Genomic DNA, 21,030 nt, shown 5'->3' with positions numbered 1-21,030 from the left:
AGGTGAGCGATCATGACCGGCAAGATGGACGCATCAGAGGCCGCACGCATCATGGCCGACCCGAACGCCACGCCGGAGGAGCGCTCGGTGGCCGCCAGCGCCCTGTCCGACGTCGAGCGGGGCCACCACACGAGCAAGCGCGTCGGCTCCGAGGCGGGACAGCTTCTGGACGACAGCAACATCTCCGAGGAAGACCGCTCCGTCGCGGGCAGCGACCTCTCCCAGGACCGCAGGCGCGGCCACAAGGGCGACTCCTGAGGAGCCCCGCCCCTGTCCGGTGACAAGGCGGACGCCGCACCGAGCGGCGTCCGCCTCCGTCTGCCGTCACACGCCCTGCGCCTGCGCCCTGCGTCCCTGTGGCTCAGCGATAGGTGAGCAGCCGCCGCCGGTCACCGGTGAAGTGGGCGTGGTCGTTGAAGGTGAGAAGACTGGTGCCGGAACCGCCGACGACGAGGGTGGTGACGGCGGCGTTGACCGTGACCCGGTTGAGGGCGACGACTCCGGCGGACGGCAGGGACAGCAGGGCGCCGCAGAGCGCGGCGAGGACACCGCCCGAGGTGACGACCACGGCGTCGCGGCCCTGACCGAGGGCGGCGGACAGCTCGGCCAGCGCGGCCGTGGCGCCGCCCTCGAAGGCGGCCCATCCGGTGGGTCCGGTGCGTTCCGTGTCCCCCATCCACGCCGCCAGCGCCCGGTCGAGCAGTCCCTGCACGGCACGGGGGTCTGCCCGGCGTTCCGGGTCCGGGTCGGTGTAGTGGTCCAGCAGGGCGAGGTGGTCGTACTCGTTCCAGCGGGGGTCCTCGGCGAGGGGCTCCTTGAATCCGGCCGCGTCCGCGAGGAGTTGGGCGGTGTCGCGCTGGCGGGAGAGGGTGCCGCAGACGAGGTGCGGCTCACGCAGGCCCCGGCGCCCCAGCTCGTGGCCGACGGCGGTGGCCTGCTCTCGGCCCAGGTCCGACAGGGCGTCGTAGTCCCGCGCCCCGAAGGACGCCTGGCCGTGCCGGACCAGGGAGATGAGTGGCATGACGGGTGTCCCCTCTCGTCAGCCGCCGGCGCGGCGGATGGTCGAACGTGATGCGGGATGAGCGGCGGACGGACGCTCTCAGCCCTGCCTGTCGGTGAACTGCTCCACGACCCGATCCAGTTGGGCCGCGAGCAGCTCGACCAGGTCGGCCGTGGTGACCACCTCGTCGGTGGCGTCGACGGCCATCTCCTCCGCCATCGCCAGCCAGCCGCGCACGGCCAGCCGCAGCAGCGGCGCCGGGTCGCGCACGTCCGCCGCGTCCAGGACACGGTCGACCAGTGTGCGGCGGGTGTCCTCGAAGACCTCCAGGACCAGGTCGTCGCCGCCCGCGCCGGCCCGTACGAGCGCCACGTAATTGTCCTTCCGGCGCTGCACGAACGACACGAAGCCATCGACGATCCCCAGCATCCGCTCCGCCGGTGTGCCGTCGGCCGGGGGTTCGGCGTGCAGCAGTACCCGGCGCGCGGCCGCCCGGACGACCGCGACGTAGTAGTCCCGCTTGGTCGGGAAGTAGCGGAAGAGCAGGCCGCGGGAGATCCCGGCCTCGGCGGCCACCTCGTCGACCGACATCTCGTGGATGGGACGGGTCACCAACAGGCGCAGACCGATGCCGATGAGCTGGGTCCGGCGTTCCTCGGGCTTCAGCCGCACACGGGTGGGTGCGGACCTGGCGGTCATGGGGGCGACCGTAACGTGCTGAGCAATGCTTGACAAGACTGTTGAGCATCGCTCAGCAGGCCCCTATGCTCGGCTCCCACCGCAGGCGAAGACGCCTGGCGACGTGAAGGAGCCGCACGTGCCCATGGTCGAGGTAAACGGCGCGTCGATCGCGTTCACCGACACCGGGGCACCCCCCGGAAAGCCCGACGCGCCCACCGTCGTCCTCGGTCACGGGCTGCTGTTCAGCGGGTGGATGTTCCATCCGCAGATCGAGGTGCTCCGGGAGCACTACCGCTGTGTGACGGTGGACTGGCGGGGGCAGGGTGACACGCCCGCGACGCCCTCCGGGTACGACATGGACACCCTCACCGCCGACGCCGTGGCCCTCATCGGACGGCTCGCCGCCGGTCCCGTGCACTACGTCGGCCTGTCCATGGGCGGATTCGTCGGCCAGCGCATCGCGGCCCGGCACGGTGAACTGCTGCGCTCACTCACGCTGTTGGACACCAGCGCGGACGGTGAGCCACCGGAGAAGGCCAAGGAGTACCGGCTGCTCGCGCAGGTGTACCGCTTCACGGGAGTCCGGCCGGTCCTGGGGAAGGTCAAGGCCGCGATGTTCGGCCCCGACTTCCTGTCCTCGCCCGCGAACGGGCCCGTCATCGACGAGTGGGTACGACGCCTGGGCCGCTGCGAGCGGGCAGGCATACGCAAGGCCGTCCTGGGTGTCGTCGAACGGCAACCGGTCCAGCAGGAGTTGGGCCGGATCTCCGTACCCACCCTGGTCGCCGTCGGCGCCGACGACGTGGCCACACCGCCCGCGGACGCGGAGCGCATCGCGGCCGCCGTCGACGGCGCACGGCTGGAGGTGGTGAAGGGCGCGGGGCACAGCAGCACCCTCGAACAGCCCGACGCGCTCACGGCGTTGATCCGCGGCTTCCTGACCTCGGTCGACGGGGGCTGAGGCCGCCGCCCGACCTCGGTCAGGGGCGGGTCAGGGAGTGTCCGCGGCTTCCTCCTCGGCCGCCGCGGCCTTCTCCGTCGCCGCGAGGTCGATGAAGCGGCGGATGGTCTCGACGGGCATGTCCAGCCCCTGCGAGGCGGTCTCCTCGTCGCCGAACACCTCCACCGCCTCGACCACGGCGACGGCCAGCTCGGCCTCCGCCTTGCGCACCTTCACCTCGGCCTTGTCGACAGTGTCGACAACGGCCAGTTGACGACGCTGCTTCTCCTGGAGGCGCTGCTTACGGGACGGCGTCTTGCCGGGGCTCTGCACAGTCACACCAAGATCATAAACGGACCCGCAGCCGGACATGAAATCGGCAACTGCGCTTCACCGCAGCCCTGTTCGGAGCCCCGTACCGTCCGTTCCCGTCAGGCCGACAGCTCCCACGCGTAGGGCGGTTCGGCGCCGGAGCGCGAGCAGGTCAGGGCAGCGGCGCGGGCCGCGAAACCGAGCACGTCCCGCCAGACCTCGGCACCGAGACCCGCGACGGCCGCGTGGCTCAGCGCGTCGATCTCCCGCAGCCGGTGGAGCAGGGCCGCGTTGACCGTGTCGCCCGCGCCGATCGTGTCGACCACCGTGACCGACGTCCCCGGCACGCTCACCTGCCCGGCGCCCCGGCTCCACACGCTCAGTCCGTCGCCGCCCCGGGTCAGGACGATCGCCGCCGGGCCGCGCTCCAGCCAGGCGGCGAGGTGGTCGTCCAGGCCGTCGCCGGACTCGGTCTCCGCGAGCCAACAGGCGTCCTCCACCGAGAGCTTCAGCAGGGCGACGTGCGGCAGCCAGGACAGGAACCGCTCCCGGTAGGCGTCGGCGTCCGCGATCAGGCCGGCCCGGATGTTGGGGTCGAGGGCGGTGAAGACGCCGTTGCCCGACTCCCGGCGCAGCAGCGCCTCGTAGGCGCTCGCGCCCGGCTCCAGCACGAGCGAACAGGTGCCCACGGAGAGGGCGGTGGCGCCGTCCGGCAGTGCGGGCGGGAGGGCGAACAGCCGGTCGGCCGTGCCCTCGGTGTAGAAGCCGTAGCCGGCCGATCCGTCGCTGCCGACGTCGGCGACGGACAGGGTCGTGGGCTCGGGACCGCGTTGGACCAGCGCCGTGTCCACGCCCGCGTCCCGCAGCCCCGACAGGAGCGCGGTGCCGAAAGCGTCCGTGGAGACGCGCGAGCAGAACGACGTCGGGGAGCCGAGCCGCCCGAGCGCGACGGCGACGTTGTACGGGCCGCCGCCGCGCTGCGGCAGGAGCTGCGGCAGGGCGGAGGCCGGGTCGGAGGGGACGGGGGCGGGCACGAGGTCGATGAGTGCCTCGCCGGCGACGACGATCACTGTGCTGGTTCCTTTCGGTGAAGCCGTGGTGCGGCGGGGCGCAGAGGGTCTGCGGGGAGCCCGTACGTCAGCTCGGGGAGGGGGCGGGGTCGGGCGGGCAGCCGCAGGACGTGCGGTGGACGAGGGTGCAGGGAAGCCGGACGGTCCTCGTGGGGCGGTCCGGCGCGTCCAGCCGGTCCAGGAGGAGGCGCAGCGCCAGCTTGCCGAGGTCACGGCTCGGCTGGCGCACGGCCGTGAGGCTGGGCGAGAAGAGGTCGGCCCACTCGAAGTCGTCGAAGCCTGCGAGCGCGACGTCCTCGGGGATGCGCAGGCCCGCCTCGCGGAGCGCCTGGAGGACGCCGATGGTCATCGCGTTGTTCGCCGCGATCACGGCGGTGGGACGCGCGGGTCCGGCCAGCAGGCGTTCGGTCGCGTGGCGGGCGCCGTCGGAGGCGGAGTTGCCGTGGGCGAGCAGCTCCGGGTCGAACGGGAGGCCGGCCGCGGCGAGCCCCTGCCGGTAGCCGTCGATCCGCTCGGTCGTGGTGCTCAGCCCGGCGAGTCCGGCCACCATGGCGATCCGGCGGTGCCCGAGCGCGGCGAGGTGCTCGACCAGTTCCCGCACGGGCGCGGCACCCTCGGCGCAGACCTGGTCGTACGCCGGTTGCCCGCTCTCGTCGACGAGGCGGTCCAGGAAGACCACCGGGACGTCGGCGCGGTCCAGGTACGCGAGCAGCGCCGACGGTTCGGCCGAGGGGGCGATGATCACGCCGTCCACCCGGCGTTCGTGGAGCATGCGCACCACGCTCAGCTCGTGCGCGGGGTCGTCGTGCGGGTCGGCGATGAGCAGTCCGTAGCCGGAGGCCAGCGCCTCGGCCTCGACGCCCTGGAGGATCTCGGTGAAGTAGGGGTTGCTGATCGCCGAGACGGCCAGGCCGACGGAACGGGTGCGCGAGGTGACCAGGGACCGCGCCAGGGTGTTGTGGATGTAGCCCAGCTCGTCGATGGCACGCAGCACCGCGTCACGGGTCGACGGCCGGACCGGACGTGTGGCGTTCAGCACGTGGGACACCGTGGCCGCCGAGACACCCGCGTGCCTCGCCACGTCCGCCATCGTCCGCATCGCTCTCTCCTTCGTGTGCCCCGTGCCGCGTGTTCGCCTGCCCGCGGTGGAGCCGGACGGAGCCGAGCGCGGTCCGGGGGAGGCCGGCTCGTCCGTCCATGAGACGTCAGTGACCTATGAAAAGTCACACGTAAGCGTTTGCGCAAACGCTTACGCGGCGATTAGGTTTCGCGGCGTCTTCGGACATCCGTCCGCACACCGTTGTGAGGAGGCGCCATGCGCGCTGTCGTGGTCACCCAGCCGGGAAGCGCCGAGCTGGCCGTCATTCCCGATCCGAGTCCCGGTCCCTCGGAGGTGGTCGTCCGCGTCAGCTCGTGCGGCCTGTGCGGGACGGACATGCACATCCTGGGCGGCGAGCTGCCCTCGGTCCCCTACCCGCTCATCCCCGGCCACGAGCTGACGGGTGTCGTGGTGGAGGCCGGCAAGGACGTGCACTTCCCGGCGGTGGGCCAGCGCGTCGCCGTCGACCCCAACACCCCGTGCGGCGCCTGCCACTACTGCCGGATCGGCCGCGGCAACCTCTGTGAGCACTACACGGCGGTCGGCGTGACCCGCAACGGCGGTTTCGCCGAGTACGTCGCGGTCCCCGCGGCCCGCTGCCACGTCCTGCCCGACGGGCTGTCCGAGGCGGCCGCCGGGCTCGTCGAGCCGCTCTCCTGTGCCGTCCACGGCCTGAGCCGCCTGCCGAGGCGTCCCGGTGAGCACTACCTCGTCTACGGCGCCGGAACCATGGGCCTGATGATGGCGGCCCTCGTGGCGAACAACGGCGCGGCCTCCGTGTCCGTCGTCGACCCCAACACCCGCCGCCTGGACCTCGCCCGGCGCATGGGAGCCGACGCCACGGCGGCGAGCGCCGACGAGCTGGGCCGGGAGCACGGTTTCGAGGTCGTCATCGACGCGACCGGCGTCATCGCGGCCATCGAGGACGGTCTGGGCAGGGTCCGCAAGGGCGGCACCTTCCTGCAGTTCGGCGTGGCCGACCCGGCCAGGCGTGCCTCCTTCTCGCCCTACATGGTCTACAACCGCGAGATCGACATCATCGGTTCCATGGCGGTGCACAACGGCTTCCAGCCCGCCGTGGAGATCCTCGCCGGCGGCCTCGACCTCGACCCGCTGGTCAGTGACGTCCTTCCGCTGGAGGACTTCGACGAGGCCGTGCGGCTCTTCCGCGCCGGCACCGGGCAGAAGATCCACCTCGCCCCGCAGGCGGACGACCCGCGCACGGCGGCGGCCCGGCAGGCAGCGGCGGCCACGAACGCGGACGCGGCGTCATGAGCAGCCTGCCGGAGCCGGAGGCGGCGCCGAAGCGGCGGCCACGGCTGCGGAACGCCCTGATCTGGGTGTTCGGCGCCCTCGGCGGCATCCTGTGGGGGTACGACACGGGCGTGATCTCCGGCGCGATGCTCTTCATCCGCCAGGACATCGTCCTCACCCCGCTGCTGGAGGGCCTGGTCGTCTCCGGCCTCCTCGTCGGCGCGATGGCGGGCGCGGGGCTCGCCGGGAAGCTCTCCGACGCCTGGGGAAGGCGCCGCCTGATCCTGGGCGCCGCGCTGGTCTTCATCGTGGGCACCGTCGGCGCTGCGCTCGCCTCCGAGGCGTCGCTCCTCATCGGCGCGCGGGTGGTCATCGGCGTCGGCGTCGGCATCGCCTCGGTCGTCGTCCCGCTCTACCTGACGGAACTGGCGCCGGTGGAGGTGCGCGGCGGTCTCGCCTCCCTGATGCAGCTCCTGGTGACCGTGGGCATCTTCCTGGCCTACCTCACCGACTACGCCCTCGCCCCGGCGCACGCGTGGCGCTGGATGATCGGGCTCGGCGTGCTGCCCGCGGCGGTCCTCGCCCTCGGCATCCTCACCCAGCCGGAGAGTCCCCGCTGGCTGGTGGGACGGGGGCGCCGGGACGACGCCCAGCAGGTGCTGACCCGCCTGCGCGGCGACGGCGAGGCGGCCCGCAGCGAGCTGCTCGACATCGAGAAGACCCTCGCGGAGGAGCGCGCCGAGACGCGGCGGCTGACGCTGCGCGACCTGCTCTCCCCCAGGCTGCGTCCGATGCTGGTGGTCGGTCTGCTGCTGGTGTTCTTCCAGAACTTCGGCGGCATCAACACGATCATCTACTACGCCCCGACCCTGCTGACGAGCATCGGTTTCGGCGACAACGGCGCGATCCTCGCCAACGTCGGCATCGGCGTGGTCAACATGCTGATGACCCTCCCCGCGATGCGTCTGATCGACCGCCGTGGGCGCAGGCCGCTGCTCCTGTGGGGCTCGGTCGGCATGTGCGCCGGCATGGTCGTCCTTGCCGCGGTGAATCTCACGCCGCTCGGCGACGGTTCGCTGCTCGCTCCGCTGACGCTCTTCGGTGTCGCCCTGTACGTGGCCGCGTTCGCCATGTCGTGGGGGCCGGTGCAGTGGGTGATGCTGCCCGAGCTGTTCCCCACCCGCATCCGCGCGGGCGCGGTGGGCGTGTGCGTGGTGTTCAACTGGCTGTTCAACATGGCCGTCGCGCTGGTCTTCCCGTCCCTCCTCAGCGCCTGGGGAGCGGGGGCCAACTTCGTGATCTTCGCCGTCACGACCCTCGCGTCCGGCATCTTCGTCAAGAAGCTGCTGCCGGAGACGCGGGGGCGGACCCTGGAGCAGATCGAGCGGGATCTGCTGCATCGCGGGGGTACGGCCGACGCGCCGGAAGAGGCCCCGGAGCGGGCCGCTTCCACCGTGTCGGCGGGCTGACCGGGTCCGGGGCCCGGCACCGCCGGGTCCCGGAGGCTCGGGGCCGGTTCACTCGAAGAACTTCAGCCCCCAGCCGGTGTCGGCGGTCGGTCCCGGGACGTTGGCGCGGCGATATGTGGTGTCACCCCACCAGGTGAACGACCCGGTGTACCAGTAGCGGTTCTCCCAGGAGTACGGCGTGCCCTTGGGTACCGCGTGGAACATCGACGGGAAGCGCGGCCCGGCCGGCGGGCTGGTGCCGATGTCCCCGCCGAGCAGTACGAAGGTGTGGTGTCCGGGGCCGTTGACGTACAGCGTCGGGTCCCAGCCGGCCATCATGGTCGAGCGGTTGGAGCCGAAGAGGCAGCCGTTGGACTTGTACCAGTCCCACACGTACGTCGGGTCGCCGCCGGCCCTCAGGCGCAGGTCGGCAAGACAGTACTGGTCGCTCCAGCTTCCGTTCGCGGAGTAGACGATGTGGAGCTGGCCGTTCGGGTCCCGGATGGCCTCGGGAGCCTCGTTGATGAACGGGTTGCCGACCACGCGCTCCCAGCTCTCCCGCAGCTGGGAGATGATGTAGCGGGCCCCGGTCGGCGTGGTCGGGCTGCTCATCCGGGCGATGTAGAGGTTCTGCTCGACGTCGGTGTCGCCGGCCCAGCCCGACCAGACGAACCAGCGCTGCCCGTTGAAGGTGAACATGGTGCCGTCGATGGCCCACTTGTCGTCCGGGAGCGCCAGCCGCGTCTCGCCGCCGTAGCCGGTGTCCGCACTGGCGGAGCTGATGACGAACATCCGGTGGGCGGCGCCCCGGCCCGCCGTGAAGTAGATGTAGTAGCGGCCGCCGTCGGTGGTGATCTCCGGGGCCCAGACCTCTCCGCGCCCCTGGCTGTCCGACCACACCTGCCGGGCCGGCGCGGAGGCGAGACCCGCGGTGGAGGACGCCTGCCGCACGGCGATCCCACCGCCGGTGGACTGCGCCGAGACGTAGGTACCGCCGACCCGGATGACGCTCGGATCGGCCGCCCGCAGGGAGGTCTGCTCCGCCTCGGCGGGCCCGGCCGAGGCGACGGACAGCAGCGAGGCGAGGACGCCCAGCACCGTCAGCACGAGGGCGGCATGGATGCCGCGAAATGATTTCATGCCGGTCTTGTACATCGATGTAATAGGACTGCCCAGACCTCTCGCGTACCCCACTCCTCCACCCGCCCCGGCCGAACCCACCACTCCCCCGCCCCCGGCACGGCTCCCTTCCCTCTTGGAGAGGCGATTGTTCGTCTTCGTCTGTGCGCGGTGTGATGCCGGGCTGACGGTCCCCTTGTCCCAAGTCGCCCTTCCGGCCCATGCACGTCAGAACTACGGGGACGGGGTTCAGCTTCCGGTGCTCATGGAGTCGGGGACGTTCGCCGTGGACCCGGCCCCTTGGGGAGGGCCCTGGCGGATGTGGGACGAGGTCGAGCCTGGCGAGGCGGAGGCGCGCGGCGTCTACGCGCCGGTCCACGCCCTGTCGGCCAGCACGGCCGGGGCGATCGTCATCGCACCCGGCGACATCCGCGGGAGGCGGCTGATCCCCGAGAACTGCGACGGTGCCTGCTGTGGCCTAGACGGGGCCGACGGGCCCAACCTGGCCTGCGCGGCGTGCGATCTGCCCGTCGCGACGCGGGTCGACGACTGCTCGCTCTGGCAGGCGGTGAGGCTCAGCTCGGACGCTGTGCGCCAAGTCCTCATCGACGGTGTCCACGCCGAGCCGTCCTCCTGGGCCGAGCTGACCGAGAGGGAGGAGAGAACACCCCCGTTCGAGCCGGTCGCCACGTGGGGAGGACCGCTCGGGTCGGGCCACTACTGGTCGTGGAGTCCGCGATGGGAGGCGGCGGCCGGCCAGGCGCTGGCCCATCTGCTGGTGGCTTCCGAAGGGCAGCCGGTCAGGGTCCCGGGTGGTTTGACCGCGGACGTGTTCCAACGCGCGCTCGACGCCCTGCTGCCCGCGGACACTCCGCCACGGCGCGCCGTCCTGGCCGGACCAGGAGCGCCCCTTCCGGAAGCGGGCGTGGACATCCTCCTCGTGCCGGTCCACCCTCGGACCGGCCGGACCTGGACCCCCGACGGCACGGCCGCCTCGGCATACTTGGTGCCCCTGCCGCTGGGGATCTGGCTCTGGCTGGTCTCTCCCCAGCCGTACCTGCCGGTTCCCGTGTCGGGCGGCATGCCGCGAGAGGTCCTCCGCGACGATCCTCTCCCGCCGCGCCCCAACTACCTGTTCCGGGCCGACCAGGCGACGTTCACCCACACGTTGGTCCGGCTGCCGGCCGTCCGCAGCCCGTGGATGCGCACGATTCTCGAGAACCTCACGCGGGAGAGGTCGGCCGGCATCTTCTAGCGGATCTCCACCGAGACCGGTGCCTTGTTGTTCTCCGGACGCGGGTCCCCCGCCCGGTACATCGTCGTGACGTAACCGGCGCTCGAACTGCCGGGCTCGTCCATGCGGACCTCGAAGCGGTACCGGTCCATACGCCCCACCGCGAAGCGGGAGGAAGTCACGGGACCGCACCCGTACCCGCGGCCGCCCGGCTTGCCCAGCCCCAGGAAGCCCTCGGTGTACTTGGGGGGAACGCCGTTCGAGTACCCGACGCAGCCGGGCGGCGCCTTCACCACGCTCGCGCCGGGAGGGACGGAGAACCACAGTGCGCGGAAGGAACGCGTACCGTTCTCATCCTTGTCTCTCGCTGCTCTCGCACGCGGCCCGAGGTTGCGCACCGTGAACTCCACCGGCACGACATCGCCGGCCCGGCCCCGCAGGGTCGCCCCTTCGACGGCGAAGTCCGCGGTGTTCGTCACGTCGACGGTGCTGGACAGACCCCCCTGCGAGAGGTCCGTACGCAGGGATGTGGTGGCGCCGGTGCGTACCACGGCCCTCAACTCACTTGGCCCCGAACCCTGTTCCGCACGCTCCGAATGGAAGGGAAACAAGGGCCGTTCGGCCGTCACCCGCTGCACCTTGTAGGTGATGTCCTCGTACATGGCGTGCTCGTCGGCGCGCAGCGGACCGAAGTCCAGGTCGTAGGAGGTGCGCGGGGCGAACGGACCCTTGATCGTACAGAGGACCTCCGTCCTGCCGGCCTCCTCGTCGGGCGCGAACACGCAGTTGCGGAAGCGTTCGCCGAGGGACAGGCCCGACGACAGGCTGAGCGTGACTCCGGCGGTTTCGAGAGGGTAGCTGGAGTAGTTGGTGAAGCCACCGGGCAGCGTCATCGTTCCTCCGGGGGCGAGGCCGACCCGCTTCGGGGCTCCCCGGTCGAACTCGGGGCCGGTCTCGGGGACGGACACCACGAACCGGTTCGTGTCGACGGGGCCGCCCCTGGTGGTCGCGGCCATACGCACCAGCCGGTAGGTGCCGACGGCCGCGGCCTTCGGGCGGCCGATGCGTATGTCCCCCACCTTGACGGGCACACCGTCGCGCACGGGACCGATGCCGTGGCACTCGCCCACCAGGTCGCCGTCCGGGTCGCACGGCACGTCCACGTCGTCCGACACCGCTGCCAGGGCGGAGGCGTCGATGGACACGCTGACATCGGTGAGGTCCCCGCGCTCCACGTTGGACACCCAGACGTCCACGGTGCGGCGGTCCCCGGGACGCATCTCGTACAGCGATGTCCCGACGACGACGATCGGGCGGCCCGCCGTCTGAGCGCGCTCGGTGCCGGCGACGGCGGCGGGCCCGGTGCCCAGCAGGGCGCACACGGCGAGGGCCGTGCGCGAGAGGATTCTCAGCTCTCGTCTCATCGGTCGCCTCCGTCGGTGCGGGCGGCCGAGGAGCGGCGCCGCAGCCACAGGGCGCCCCCGCCCAGCGCCAGGACCGCGGTGAGGAGCGACGCGGCGGCCCACCGTGTGGACGAGCCGCTCCCGGCGCCCGCGATGTCGACCTTGACGGCCGCGGAGTTGTCCGACGGATCGTCGTCCTTGAACTCCCGGCGGTCCGGCATCGCGATCCTGCCGGGTGTGCCGTCCGCCCGGTCGATCCGGAACGTGAAGGGGAAGTGCTCGAACTGACCGGGAGACATGACCGATTCCCGGTACAGCCGCTTCTGCCAGCAGACGTACCGGATGGTGCTCGGGGTCGCCGCGCCCTTCGCCTTGGTCCGGCTGCCCCGGCAGTGGCTGGGGGCCTTCACCACCTTGAGCGCCGGTGGCACCGTCAGTTCCACGACGACGGCCGCGTCGTTGTCCGGTTCGTCGTCGAAGCTCGCGCGGACGGCCCCGGGACCCTTGTTCACGAAGAAGAAGTCGCCCTTGACTACGTCGCCCGGCCTGCCGCTAAGCGTCACCTCGTTGACCGCGAGGTCGTGGGTCCCGCCGACCTCGACTGCGGTGGTCACCGGGGTGCCCGGCTCCGCCGGTGCCGGTCGCACCCGGCCCTCGGCGCTGTCCCGCTCCGTGAAGGCGAGCGTCTCCGGCCCTCTGCCACGGCGCGCCGCCGGGGAGATCGGTGCGTCGCCGCGCTCGGCGCTCACCCGGTAGGTGATACGCCCGTTCCCGGCTTCGCTGTCGATGCGGGCCCCTCCGAGATAGAGGTCGTAGGACCGGCCGGGCCGCACCGCGCCCTCCAGCCGGCAGGTCATGCGGTTCACCCGGACCTCGGTGTCCGCGGCGGAGTACCAGCAGTTGCGGAACGCGCTGCCCATCGTGAACTGGCGGTCGAGGTCGACCTGCAGGTACACGGCGTCCAGGGTCCGGTCGGTGCCGTTGGTGAACCCCCCGGAGAGGTACAGCGCGGCACCGGGAGAGACGGTGACCCGTTCGATCGCCTCGTCGAAACGGAGCCCGTCGTCCTCGGCGGCGGCCGGATGGGCCGGGCCGAGGCTCAGCAGCAGGCCGGCCGCGACCGCCGCCGGCACGAACGGCCGTGATCGCCGTCCCCCCGCACTCCTTCTTCTCCCTGGCACAGACCCTCCGATGTCGTCGACCGCCGGCCGGCCGACTTCTCCAGGGCCGGGACCGGACGCTTGCTCACCGGGTGCGACCCGGATCGCCGCGTGAGGGTTGTACGTATGACAACGGAAGTTTTACCCGGAGCTTGCCGAGCGGGCGGCGCCCCGGTGGGACGCCGCCCCTGACGGGCCGTCCGGCTCAGACCCGGTCGGCCACGATCAGCAGGTACTGGAAGCTGCCGTTGCGGTAGGCGTCCAGGAAGGCGTCCTCGATGCCCGTGACCAGGTGGTCCGCCTCCTTGCGCAGCTCCCAGTAGGGGATGGTCGCCGCGGTGAGGTCCTCGACGTGGACCGGGACCAGGCGGTTGCGGGCCATCGCCTTGAAGTACTCCGAGCGCGGGTGGATGTCGCAGATGTAGTGCGCGTTGATCAGGGACACCTCGCGCGAGGCCTGCCCGTAGGTGTTATTGTAGCAGCCGGTGATCGTCACGTACCGTCCGCCACGGCGCAGCAGCCGGGCGTGCTCGGCGAAGAGCAGGTCCAGCTCGACGTACATCGTGGACTCGTTGTTCCACGACGCCGCGTACGCACCCGACTCGAAGCCGGTGGCGAGCATGTTGCGGTGGTGGTAGCGCACCTTGTCGTCGATGCCCCGGACGCGGGCCTGGTCGTTGGCGAAGTCGCACTGCTTGGCGGAGATGGTGACGCCGTCGGCGTGGCAGCCGTAGCGCAGATGCGCCGTGACACTGCCGCCGCCGCGCCCGCAGCCCGCGTCGAAGACCCGGTCGGCCGGGGAGAGCGGGCCGAGGTGGGCGGCGAGCAGCTCTGCCTGGGCGTGCTCCAGGCGGTGCAGTTCGGCGGTGATCCGCTCCTTGCGCCGGCCCGGGTCGGGGTCGTCGAGGACCGACCGGTCGGCGGCACCGATGCCGTAGTGGTGGTGGTAGAGGTCGTCCACCTTTCCGAGTTCGAGGTTGACCGGGTTCTCCTCGGCGTTCCAGTACTCCGCGACGCGGTGCTGGTACGTGGACTGCGTCGGCACGGCGACGGCCGGTGCGGTCGGGGCGGGGACGGTCGTCAAGGGTGACTCCTTGTGGCACGGGTGACGGTGTTCAGGGACTGCGGTGGCGGTTGCCCGTGAGGGTCCGTCACCAGTAGTCCGGCAGGTGATAGCGATGGGTGTTGGTGGCGTGCCACTCGTGGTTGCCGGACACCCAGGCGGCGAGCCCCTGGACATAGCGCTCCACGAGGGGCGAGGCGGCGGAGAGGAGCGCGGACTCCTCCTCGAAGCTCTCCATGATCCGGTTGTGGATCTCGACGGACTTCAGATAGGCGGCCTTCAGCCCGCCGCGGTCGTTGGCCGCGACGACCTGGGGCAGATTGAGGTGGTCGGGGTCGCTGGCCAGCTCCTTGGTGAAGGAGTACAGGTCGTTGACGATCGTGGTGGCGTTGCAGGCCAGGGCGGTGATCCGCTGGATCTCGGGGCGGGCGTACACCTGCTCGGGCAGTTCGTAGCCGTCCACCGCGTCGACGATCGACAGACAGGGGCGGAAGTTGTTGAACTGCCGCATCACCAGGTACTCCCACACCCGTGGCACGTACCGGGCCTCGGCCCAGGCGGCCTCCGCGAGGTAACCCATGTGCAGCCGGGCGATGTCGTGCACGAACCGGTCGGTCTGGCTCGGGGTGGCGAAGCCGGCGTAGTCGGCGAGGGCGAAGTGGTACGAGCGCAGGGGGCCGTCGGCCCGCATGCCCTCACGCCACTCCTCTTCCAGTTCCGGGACGCCGTGGTAGGGGTCGATCGCCGACTGGGCCATGATCAGCCGGGCGCCGAGCCCGCGCCGCGCCCCGCCCCGGCCCTCGTCCTCCTCGCAGTAGCAGGAGTCCACGACGTTCTCGGCGAGCAGCAGCTTCCCCGCGACCGTCAGCCGGTCCAGGTCCAGGGCGCCGGGATGCTGGAGCGCGACGGCCCGCCCGAACTGGAAGCCCGAGAAGTCTCCCTTCCAGGCTTCGGGAAACAGGTCAAGGCCGCGCGCCCAGGTCTCGAGCCGGCGGTCGATCTCGGCCGCCTTGACCGGGTCGGCGGGCACGGCCGGGCGGTGGTGCAGTCCGGGGATCGCCCCTGTGCGCCGCTCCCGGCGCAGGCTCCGGGCGATGTCCGGCGGACCGGGCAGCGCGTAGGAGTCGATGGATGTGCTCATGGCGTGCTCCAGACCGTCACTCGGCCGTCCGGCCGATCGTTACGTTCTCCAGGACTCCCGCCGCGTCGGGGACCAGGATGGCCAGCGAGTAGTAGGCCGTGACGAGGTAGTTGACGATCGCGGCGCGGTCGATGCCCATGAAGCGGACGTTCAGACCCGGCTGGTACTCCTCGGGGATGCCGGTCTGGTAGAGGCCGACGACCCCCTGGTTGGCCTCGCCGGTGCGCAGCGCGATGATGCTGCTGGTGTGGTCCCCGGAGACGGGGATCTTGCCGCACGGGAGGATCGGCACACCGCGCCAGGCCGGCACCTCGCGTCCGTCGACGTTCGCGGTGCCCGGCACCAGCCCGCGCCGGTTGCACTGCCGGAAGAAGGCCGCGATCGCCTTCGGGTGAGCGAGGAACACCTTGGTGCTGCGCCGCATCGTCAGCAGTTCGTCCATGTCGTCCGGCGTGGGCGGGCCGCTGTGGGTGCTGATCCGCTGGCCGTAGTCGATGTTGTGGAGCAGCCCGAACTCGCGGTTGTTGACCAGCTCCCACTCCTGCCGCTCGCGGATCTCCTCCACGGTCAGCCGCAACTGCTCGGCGGTCTGGTCCATCGGCTCGTTGTAGAGGTCGGCGACCCGGGTGTGGACCCGCAGCACGGTCTGGGTGAGCGACAACTCGTATTCGCGCGGGGCGAGTTCATAGTCCACGAAGCCGCCCTGGAGCGTCTCCTCGCCCACATGACCGGCCTGGACGGCCACTTCGGCCTCGCCCTTGCGGTTCATCGGCCTGGCCTGCCGCTCGGCGTACGCCCGCAGGTGTGCGGCGAGGGACGGCGCCCGGTCGGTCAGCTCCCGCACGGCCGTCCAGGGCAGCGCCAGCACCACGCCCGCGGTCTCCGCCCGGACCGAGGCCGGCCAGAGCGGATCGGTCTGCCCGACCGCCTCGTCTCCCAACTGGCCGCCGTCGGTGACGACCCCGAGGACCTCCTCCTCCCCGTACTTGCCGGCCGTGTAGCGCGTGAAGCGGCCGTGCACCACCAGGCACGCCTCGGTGACCGGCTGCCCGGCCTCGAACAGGACCTGTCCGGCCCGTACTTCCCTGGGCTGGAAGCGGGAGGCCAGCTCCCGCAGCACGTCGAGGTCCGGGTAACCGCGCAGGGCCGGCAGCTCGGTCAGCGTCTGCGGGACGACCCGGATGTCGTCCGCGCCGTTCTGCTCGAAGTGCACGCGCCCACGGCCGGTGCGCAGTTGGAGGCGCCGGTTGACCCGGTAGGCACCGCCCCGCACGTCCACCCAGGGCAGCGACTTCAGCAGCCATCGCGAGGAGATGGCCTGCATCTGCGGTGCCGACTTGGTCGTGGTGGCGAGCTGGCGGGCCGCCCGGGTACCCAGGCTGGTGGCCTGCCGGTCGTCCGGCGGGACGGGTTCGGGTCCGTCGACGGCGGAAGCGGTGACGATGTCCGGTGTGGACACTTTCCTCCCATCACAGAGGTGAGCGTTGGCGGCGCACGACCGTGGTGAACATCGGTGGTGGACGACGGCGCCGGAGAACACGGCTGGCGACGGTGAACGGATCGCCCGGTGGTGCTCCGGATGCCGGTGTGCTGCGCCAAGCCAAACAGTGCCCGTGATCTACGGATACAGCGCGAAGGGGGCGGATTCGATCTTGGGGTTGCGCAAACCTGCTGTCGGAAGCATTCGGCGTGGCGCAAGTGATCACGCGCCGGTGTTCCGCTTCCGCGCACTGGTGAGGACGGTGCGGCGTTGGTGCAGACTGGTCGGTGACGAGCGTCGATCAGCCGCCCCCGCCGACCCGTCAACACGCCGCGGACATCGGGCCGCGCTCGTGACGGCACAGCCGGACCAGGGACGTTCTATGGACAAGGCGAGCGCGCGCTCGAGCTCGTCGAGGACGCCGTGTACCGATCAACGAGGTACAGGACGAGCCCTCGACCCGTCTGAGGGGGCTCCGTCTCCGTGCGCGGCCCCAGGGCGGGGGTGGGGTGCCCTGGGGCCGCGATCTCCTCAGCGTGCGCTGAGGAGGAGGTCCTCGTAGGTGTGGTGGTGGCGGGTGGTGGTGCGGTGGTGCAGGAGTTCGGCGGCGCGAGCGGGGTCGCCCGCGTCGACGAGGGCGCGCGCCAGGGTGTCCTGGATGATCTCCCGCTCCACGCGTACCCCGCCGATCCGTTCAGCCTTCTCACCGAGAGCGCCGAGGGTGTCGGCCGCCGCTTCCGGACGACCGGCCGTGATCTCGGCCAGCGCCCGGACGACCGGGGCCAGGACCTCGCGGTAGTCGGGACGCCGGTCGGCGGCGGCCCGGCGCGCCAGGACCTCCAGATCGTCCGTGGCGGCCTCCACGGCCAGGGCCAAGGCCAGATTGAAGGTGTGGAAGACCTCGGCCATTCCGCCCGGTGCCGCGAGCAGTTCCCTCACGTGCTCCGGATCGCTGCGGCCGGCCGGTTCCTGCCCGGCGAGCAGGAGACGCCAGTTCGTCGCCGCCCGCATGCCGACGTCCTCGCGCCGTAGGGCCGCGTCGGCCCGGCGCCGGGCGTCGGCGAAGTCACCGGAGGCGATGGACTGCAGAGCGGCATGCCAGTTCAGATGTCCGGACTGCACCGCCTGCGGATCGTGTGTCAGCCACCGGTCCAGCATCGCGGCCGAAGCCGGTCCGGCCCCGAGTTCGTGTTCGGCGTGGGCGAGGGCGTGCACGGCCACTCCCGAACGGGGAAACCGGGACAGCGCGTGCTCGGCGAGTGCGTGCGCTTCGCGCACACGGCCCTGCTCCGCCCTGACCGAGGCCAGCCAACTCGTCCACGGCCAGTCGTCCGCCCCGGCCAGGGTGGCCTGCTGTTCCACCAGGGTGTCGCCATGGGCACGGTAGGCGGCGTCCCCACAGGCGGCGAAGGCTCCGAGCATGAGTCCGGCCTGTGTGTCGGCCGGCCACCGCGCGAAGTGCGCGACCAGGTGATCAGCGGTCAACCGGTACTGGCGGTGCGTGTGGAGGAACACGCCGTACACCAAGCTCGCTTCCCGCTCCCCGGCCGCCTGCGCATCCCGGTGCGCGATCGCCAACTGCTCCTTGAGCACCGTGTCCGTCAACCGGTCACCGGTCGCCAGGGTCAGCAGGCCACGGCCCACGCCGCAGCCGGGCTCGTCGCCCACCCACTTGCGCAGGAGCGGCAGCGCCTTCCCGCTCAGGGCCAGGAATTCCACCACCGCCCGCTCCCCGACCGGCACATCGACGGGTACCGCGGCCGCTCGCATCAGACCGCAGCCATGAACACGGCCGTGCAGACGATGCCGCTGTTGCCGCAGTCGATACGCGGCAGACTGAGCGGCAGTCCGGCCTGGTTGCCCGCGCCCAGTCCGCTCCCGGTGACCGTGGCTCCGTCGGCCCGCACACCGCCGTGGTTGACGCAGGTGTTGCCGAACGCCGCGTTCCCGACTCCGACGACGTTCGCCTGAGCCACCCCCGCGGGAAGCAGCGCCGCCGCCCCCGTGACCGCACCCAGCACCGTGACCCGCACACCCCTGCTCCGCGCTTCCATACCCAAGGTCTCCTTCGTCCGGTACCGGACGTGTCCAGGTGGACGATCCGGCCTTTCCTTGATCAACGACGGAACCCGGCTCCCGACACGACCCGTGTGGCATATGCAATCGCTCGCCGAAACCGGAGGTCCCAGCAGCGCATCCAGGTGCGCTTCGGCGAGTTGGTGTGCCGACGCGAGCCCAGGAGCGTAGCCAAGGGGGTGCCACCCTGATTCCGTTGGACTGCTGGTCAGCCCGGTGTCAGGCTCCGCCTCATGGAGATACTCGATGTCCTGACCGGCATGGCGAAGACGGGCCGGCTGGGCCCGGTGTTCATCGGGGCCGACGTCATCGGCCTGCCCGGCGACGGACACGACTGCCCGTGACGCGAAGCGCCGTCACAAACTCCCGCCCGGAGATCCCGAGGGAACTCGCCTTCTACGAGTGACCATTGATAGAGATTTTCGGTGACGACAGCGTGAAGGCTTTGCGCACGTTGCCGGATGCGCCCACGTATCAGTTTGGCTGAGAAATGCCCTCCCCTCTCATGAGAGCCAGGTGATCCAATGATCATCTGTTCGCCACATCGACCGATGGCGAACAATTCAGAATCGAGGATCTGTGAGCATTCTCAAGAGAAGCCTGACGACGATGGCTGTGGCCGCTGCGCTGCTGGGCGGCACTTTTGCCACACCGGCCGCTGCGGCTGATCCCAATACCTGCCCGCAGGGCAAATTCTGCGGATGGTCGGGGACGAACAGGACCGGAACCAGGACCGTCTACTCCAAGTCCCCCGGCTGTTACCCCCTCGACGCCATTGCTCGGTCCGTTTCGAACCAGACCTCTTACACCATTGAATTCTGGGACGTCACGACCGGCTGCGACACCGGCACCAAGCGGGTCACCCTGAAGCCGGGTACTTACTCGGACAACCCCGGCACCATCGACGGGGTCGGCGTTTACGGCTGAGCTGCACCGACGGCGCTCCGCCCGAGACGGGCGGAGCGCAGCGGTGAGCGACAGCCTTCTGCGGCTGACCTCGCCGAGCCAGACGTGCGGCGACTGCGACAGCGGAGACATAGTGGCCGCACGCACACTCCCGCACCGAACTATGGTGCCCCACCACATGTGCCCCTGACCTGCCCCTTCCTACGGTGTGCCGACACCCACCCGTCCCCACCGCACACAAGGAAGTGGCGCACATGGCACCCGGACACACCGCTGCCCCACCCCCCGCCAAACTCCCCCGCATCGTCGCCGCCAGCCTCATCGGCACCACCATCGAGTGGTACGACTTCTTTCTGTACGGGTCGGCGGCAGCCCTGGTGTTCAACAAGCTGTTCTTTCCGGACTCCGACCCGCTGGTCGGGACGCTGCTGGCGTTCGTGACGTACGCGGCCGGGTTCGCCGCGCGCCCGCTCGGGGCGCTGGTGTTCGGGCACTTCGGGGACCGGCTGGGGCGCAAGAAGCTACTGGTGCTGAGCCTGCTGCTGATGGGCGGCGCGACCTTCGCCATCGGCCTGCTGCCCACCCACGCCACCATCGGCACCGCCGCGCCGGTGCTGCTGACCATGCTGCGGCTGGTGCAGGGGTTCGCCCTGGGCGGTGAGTGGGGCGGCGCCGTGCTGCTGGTGTCCGAGCACGGGGACGCGCGAAGGCGCGGTTTCTGGGCCTCGTGGCCACAGACCGGCGCGCCCGCAGGGCAGTTGCTCGCCACCGGTGTGCTGTCCCTGCTCACCGCCACGCTGTCGGACGACGCCTTCGTCGCCTGGGGCTGGCGCATCCCCTTCCTGCTCTCCGGGGTGCTGGTGGTCGTGGGACTGTGGATACGTCTCTCCGTCGACGAATCCCCCGTTTTCAAGGAGGCGTTGGCCCAGGCCGAGGCTCGGCAGGGCGAGGCCGCGGAGAAGCTGCCGCTCGTGTCCGTGCTGCGCCATCACTGGCGCGAGGTGCTCATCGCCATGGGCGCCCGCATGGCGGAGAACATCAGCTACTACGTCATCACCGCCTTCATCCTCGTCTACGCCACCACGGCCGCCGAGGTGTCCAGGCAGACCGCGCTCAACGCCGTACTCATCGGCTCCGCCGTCCACTTCGTCGTGATCCCGGCCTGGGGCGCGCTGTCGGACAGGGTGGGCCGACGGCCGGTCTATCTGTTCGGCGCGGCCGGCATGGGCCTGTGGATCTTCCCCTTCTTCGCGCTGGTGGACGCCGGCTCCTTCGGCCGGCTGGTGCTGGCCGTCAGCGTCGGACTGATCCTCAACGGCGCCATGTACGCACCCCAGGCCGCCTTCTTCGCCGAGATGTTCGCCACTCGGATGCGCTACTCGGGTGCCTCGATCGGCGCCCAGTTCTCCTCCGTCGCGGCCGGTGCGCCCGCCCCGCTGATCGCCACCGCGCTGTTCGCGGAGTACGACAGCGCGACCCCGATCGCCCTGTACGTCATCGGCGCCGTCCTGCTGACCCTGGTCGCCGTGGGCGCGGCGCGCGAGACCCGGAACCGGGACCTCGCCGACGTGACGGCGGACGGTGTTCCGTCCGTCCCGGTGGACGCACCCGCCAGGACCCCGGCTCCCTGACCGGCGCCCGCCG

At 71.1% G+C, this 21,030-nt stretch carries 20 protein-coding genes; 7 read left to right on the top strand and 13 right to left on the bottom strand.

Going from position 1 to position 21,030, the window contains the following annotated elements; translation table 11 throughout:
• The first annotated feature begins 12 nt into the window (after positions 1–12).
• Positions 13–258, top strand: a complete 246-nt coding sequence (locus tag HEK131_RS13280; protein ID WP_161147436.1) for a hypothetical protein — start codon at positions 13–15, stop codon at positions 256–258.
• Positions 259–361: 103 nt separating this feature from the next.
• Here the strand turns inward: HEK131_RS13280 and HEK131_RS13275 are convergent, their stop codons facing one another.
• Positions 362–1,021 carry a histidine phosphatase family protein gene (locus HEK131_RS13275; RefSeq protein ID WP_244335185.1) on the bottom strand — a complete coding sequence of 220 codons (660 nt, stop codon included), beginning with the start codon at positions 1,019–1,021 and terminating at the stop codon, positions 362–364.
• Between the two features lie 78 nt (positions 1,022–1,099).
• On the bottom strand, positions 1,100–1,699 hold the full coding sequence (locus HEK131_RS13270; RefSeq protein ID WP_244335184.1) for a TetR/AcrR family transcriptional regulator: 600 nt from the start codon (positions 1,697–1,699) through the stop codon (positions 1,100–1,102).
• A gap of 124 nt (positions 1,700–1,823) precedes the next feature.
• On the opposite strand from HEK131_RS13270, the gene HEK131_RS13265 reads away from it, so the two are divergent.
• A complete protein-coding gene (locus HEK131_RS13265) occupies positions 1,824–2,642 on the top strand; it encodes an alpha/beta fold hydrolase (RefSeq protein ID WP_244452006.1) in 819 nt (272 codons plus the stop codon).
• A 30-nt stretch (positions 2,643–2,672) separates the two neighbouring features.
• On the opposite strand, the gene HEK131_RS13260 is transcribed toward HEK131_RS13265, so the two are convergent.
• The 3 genes from HEK131_RS13260 to HEK131_RS13250 form a co-directional block, all read right to left on the bottom strand.
• Positions 2,673–2,960: a hypothetical protein gene (locus HEK131_RS13260; RefSeq protein WP_244335183.1), complete on the bottom strand. Its 288-nt coding sequence runs from the start codon at positions 2,958–2,960 to the stop codon at positions 2,673–2,675.
• Between the two features lie 92 nt (positions 2,961–3,052).
• Positions 3,053–4,003 carry a carbohydrate kinase family protein gene (locus HEK131_RS13255; RefSeq protein ID WP_244335181.1) on the bottom strand — a complete coding sequence of 317 codons (951 nt, stop codon included), beginning with the start codon at positions 4,001–4,003 and terminating at the stop codon, positions 3,053–3,055.
• Positions 4,004–4,070: 67 nt separating this feature from the next.
• Complete coding sequence (locus tag HEK131_RS13250; RefSeq protein ID WP_244335180.1) at positions 4,071–5,102, bottom strand: LacI family DNA-binding transcriptional regulator; 1,032 nt, start codon at positions 5,100–5,102, stop codon at positions 4,071–4,073.
• Positions 5,103–5,318: 216 nt separating this feature from the next.
• On the opposite strand from HEK131_RS13250, the gene HEK131_RS13245 reads away from it, so the two are divergent.
• Together HEK131_RS13245 and HEK131_RS13240 are read left to right on the top strand one after the other, a co-directional pair.
• A complete protein-coding gene (locus HEK131_RS13245; protein ID WP_244335178.1) occupies positions 5,319–6,377 on the top strand; it encodes a zinc-dependent alcohol dehydrogenase family protein in 1,059 nt (352 codons plus the stop codon).
• Positions 6,374–7,825 (top strand): sugar porter family MFS transporter, encoded by a 1,452-nt coding sequence (locus HEK131_RS13240; RefSeq protein WP_244335176.1) that lies wholly within the window; start codon positions 6,374–6,376, stop codon positions 7,823–7,825. Before HEK131_RS13245 ends, HEK131_RS13240 begins: the two co-directional genes overlap by 4 nt.
• Positions 7,826–7,873: 48 nt before the next feature.
• On the opposite strand, the gene HEK131_RS13235 is transcribed toward HEK131_RS13240, so the two are convergent.
• Positions 7,874–8,944, bottom strand: a complete 1,071-nt coding sequence (locus HEK131_RS13235; RefSeq protein WP_244335174.1) for a glycoside hydrolase family 43 protein — start codon at positions 8,942–8,944, stop codon at positions 7,874–7,876.
• A 127-nt stretch (positions 8,945–9,071) separates the two neighbouring features.
• Here HEK131_RS13235 and HEK131_RS13230 point away from each other — a divergent pair, with 127 nt between their 5' ends.
• Positions 9,072–10,178 (top strand): hypothetical protein, encoded by a 1,107-nt coding sequence (locus tag HEK131_RS13230; RefSeq protein WP_244452005.1) that lies wholly within the window; start codon positions 9,072–9,074, stop codon positions 10,176–10,178.
• Here the strand turns inward: HEK131_RS13230 and HEK131_RS13225 are convergent.
• The 7 genes from HEK131_RS13225 to HEK131_RS13195 all read right to left on the bottom strand — a co-directional run bounded on the left by HEK131_RS13225 (position 10,175) and on the right by HEK131_RS13195 (position 18,458).
• Complete coding sequence (locus HEK131_RS13225; RefSeq protein ID WP_244335172.1) at positions 10,175–11,581, bottom strand: hypothetical protein; 1,407 nt, start codon at positions 11,579–11,581, stop codon at positions 10,175–10,177. The genes HEK131_RS13230 and HEK131_RS13225 overlap by 4 nt on opposite strands.
• Positions 11,578–12,693, bottom strand: a complete 1,116-nt coding sequence (locus tag HEK131_RS13220) for a hypothetical protein (protein ID WP_244335170.1) — start codon at positions 12,691–12,693, stop codon at positions 11,578–11,580. Before HEK131_RS13220 ends, HEK131_RS13225 begins: the two co-directional genes overlap by 4 nt.
• A gap of 232 nt (positions 12,694–12,925) precedes the next feature.
• Positions 12,926–13,804 carry a geranyl diphosphate 2-C-methyltransferase gene (locus tag HEK131_RS13215; protein ID WP_217464092.1) on the bottom strand — a complete coding sequence of 293 codons (879 nt, stop codon included), beginning with the start codon at positions 13,802–13,804 and terminating at the stop codon, positions 12,926–12,928.
• 67 nt (positions 13,805–13,871) lie between these two features.
• On the bottom strand, positions 13,872–14,924 hold the full coding sequence (locus HEK131_RS13210) for a family 2 encapsulin nanocompartment cargo protein terpene cyclase (RefSeq protein ID WP_244335169.1): 1,053 nt from the start codon (positions 14,922–14,924) through the stop codon (positions 13,872–13,874).
• Between the two features lie 16 nt (positions 14,925–14,940).
• Positions 14,941–16,383, bottom strand: coding sequence for a family 2B encapsulin nanocompartment shell protein (locus HEK131_RS13205; protein ID WP_244335167.1), 1,443 nt, complete (start codon positions 16,381–16,383; stop codon positions 14,941–14,943).
• 552 nt (positions 16,384–16,935) lie between these two features.
• Positions 16,936–18,174, bottom strand: coding sequence for a hypothetical protein (locus HEK131_RS13200; protein WP_244335165.1), 1,239 nt, complete (start codon positions 18,172–18,174; stop codon positions 16,936–16,938).
• On the bottom strand, positions 18,174–18,458 hold the full coding sequence (locus HEK131_RS13195; RefSeq protein ID WP_244335163.1) for a chaplin family protein: 285 nt from the start codon (positions 18,456–18,458) through the stop codon (positions 18,174–18,176). Before HEK131_RS13195 ends, HEK131_RS13200 begins: the two co-directional genes overlap by 1 nt.
• A 601-nt stretch (positions 18,459–19,059) precedes the next feature.
• Between HEK131_RS13195 and HEK131_RS13190 the strand changes: the two genes are divergently transcribed.
• Both HEK131_RS13190 and HEK131_RS13185 read left to right on the top strand, forming a co-directional pair.
• Complete coding sequence (locus tag HEK131_RS13190) at positions 19,060–19,407, top strand: peptidase inhibitor family I36 protein (RefSeq protein WP_217464087.1); 348 nt, start codon at positions 19,060–19,062, stop codon at positions 19,405–19,407.
• 233 nt (positions 19,408–19,640) lie between these two features.
• Positions 19,641–21,017, top strand: a complete 1,377-nt coding sequence (locus HEK131_RS13185; protein ID WP_244335161.1) for an MFS transporter — start codon at positions 19,641–19,643, stop codon at positions 21,015–21,017.
• The last annotated feature ends 13 nt before the right edge of the window (positions 21,018–21,030 follow it).

The organism is Streptomyces seoulensis (genome assembly GCF_022846655.1).
Classification (GTDB): Bacteria; Actinomycetota; Actinomycetes; order Streptomycetales; family Streptomycetaceae; genus Streptomyces.
Note: the sequence above shows the minus strand (reverse complement) of the source record. Positions and strands in the feature narration are given on the sequence as shown.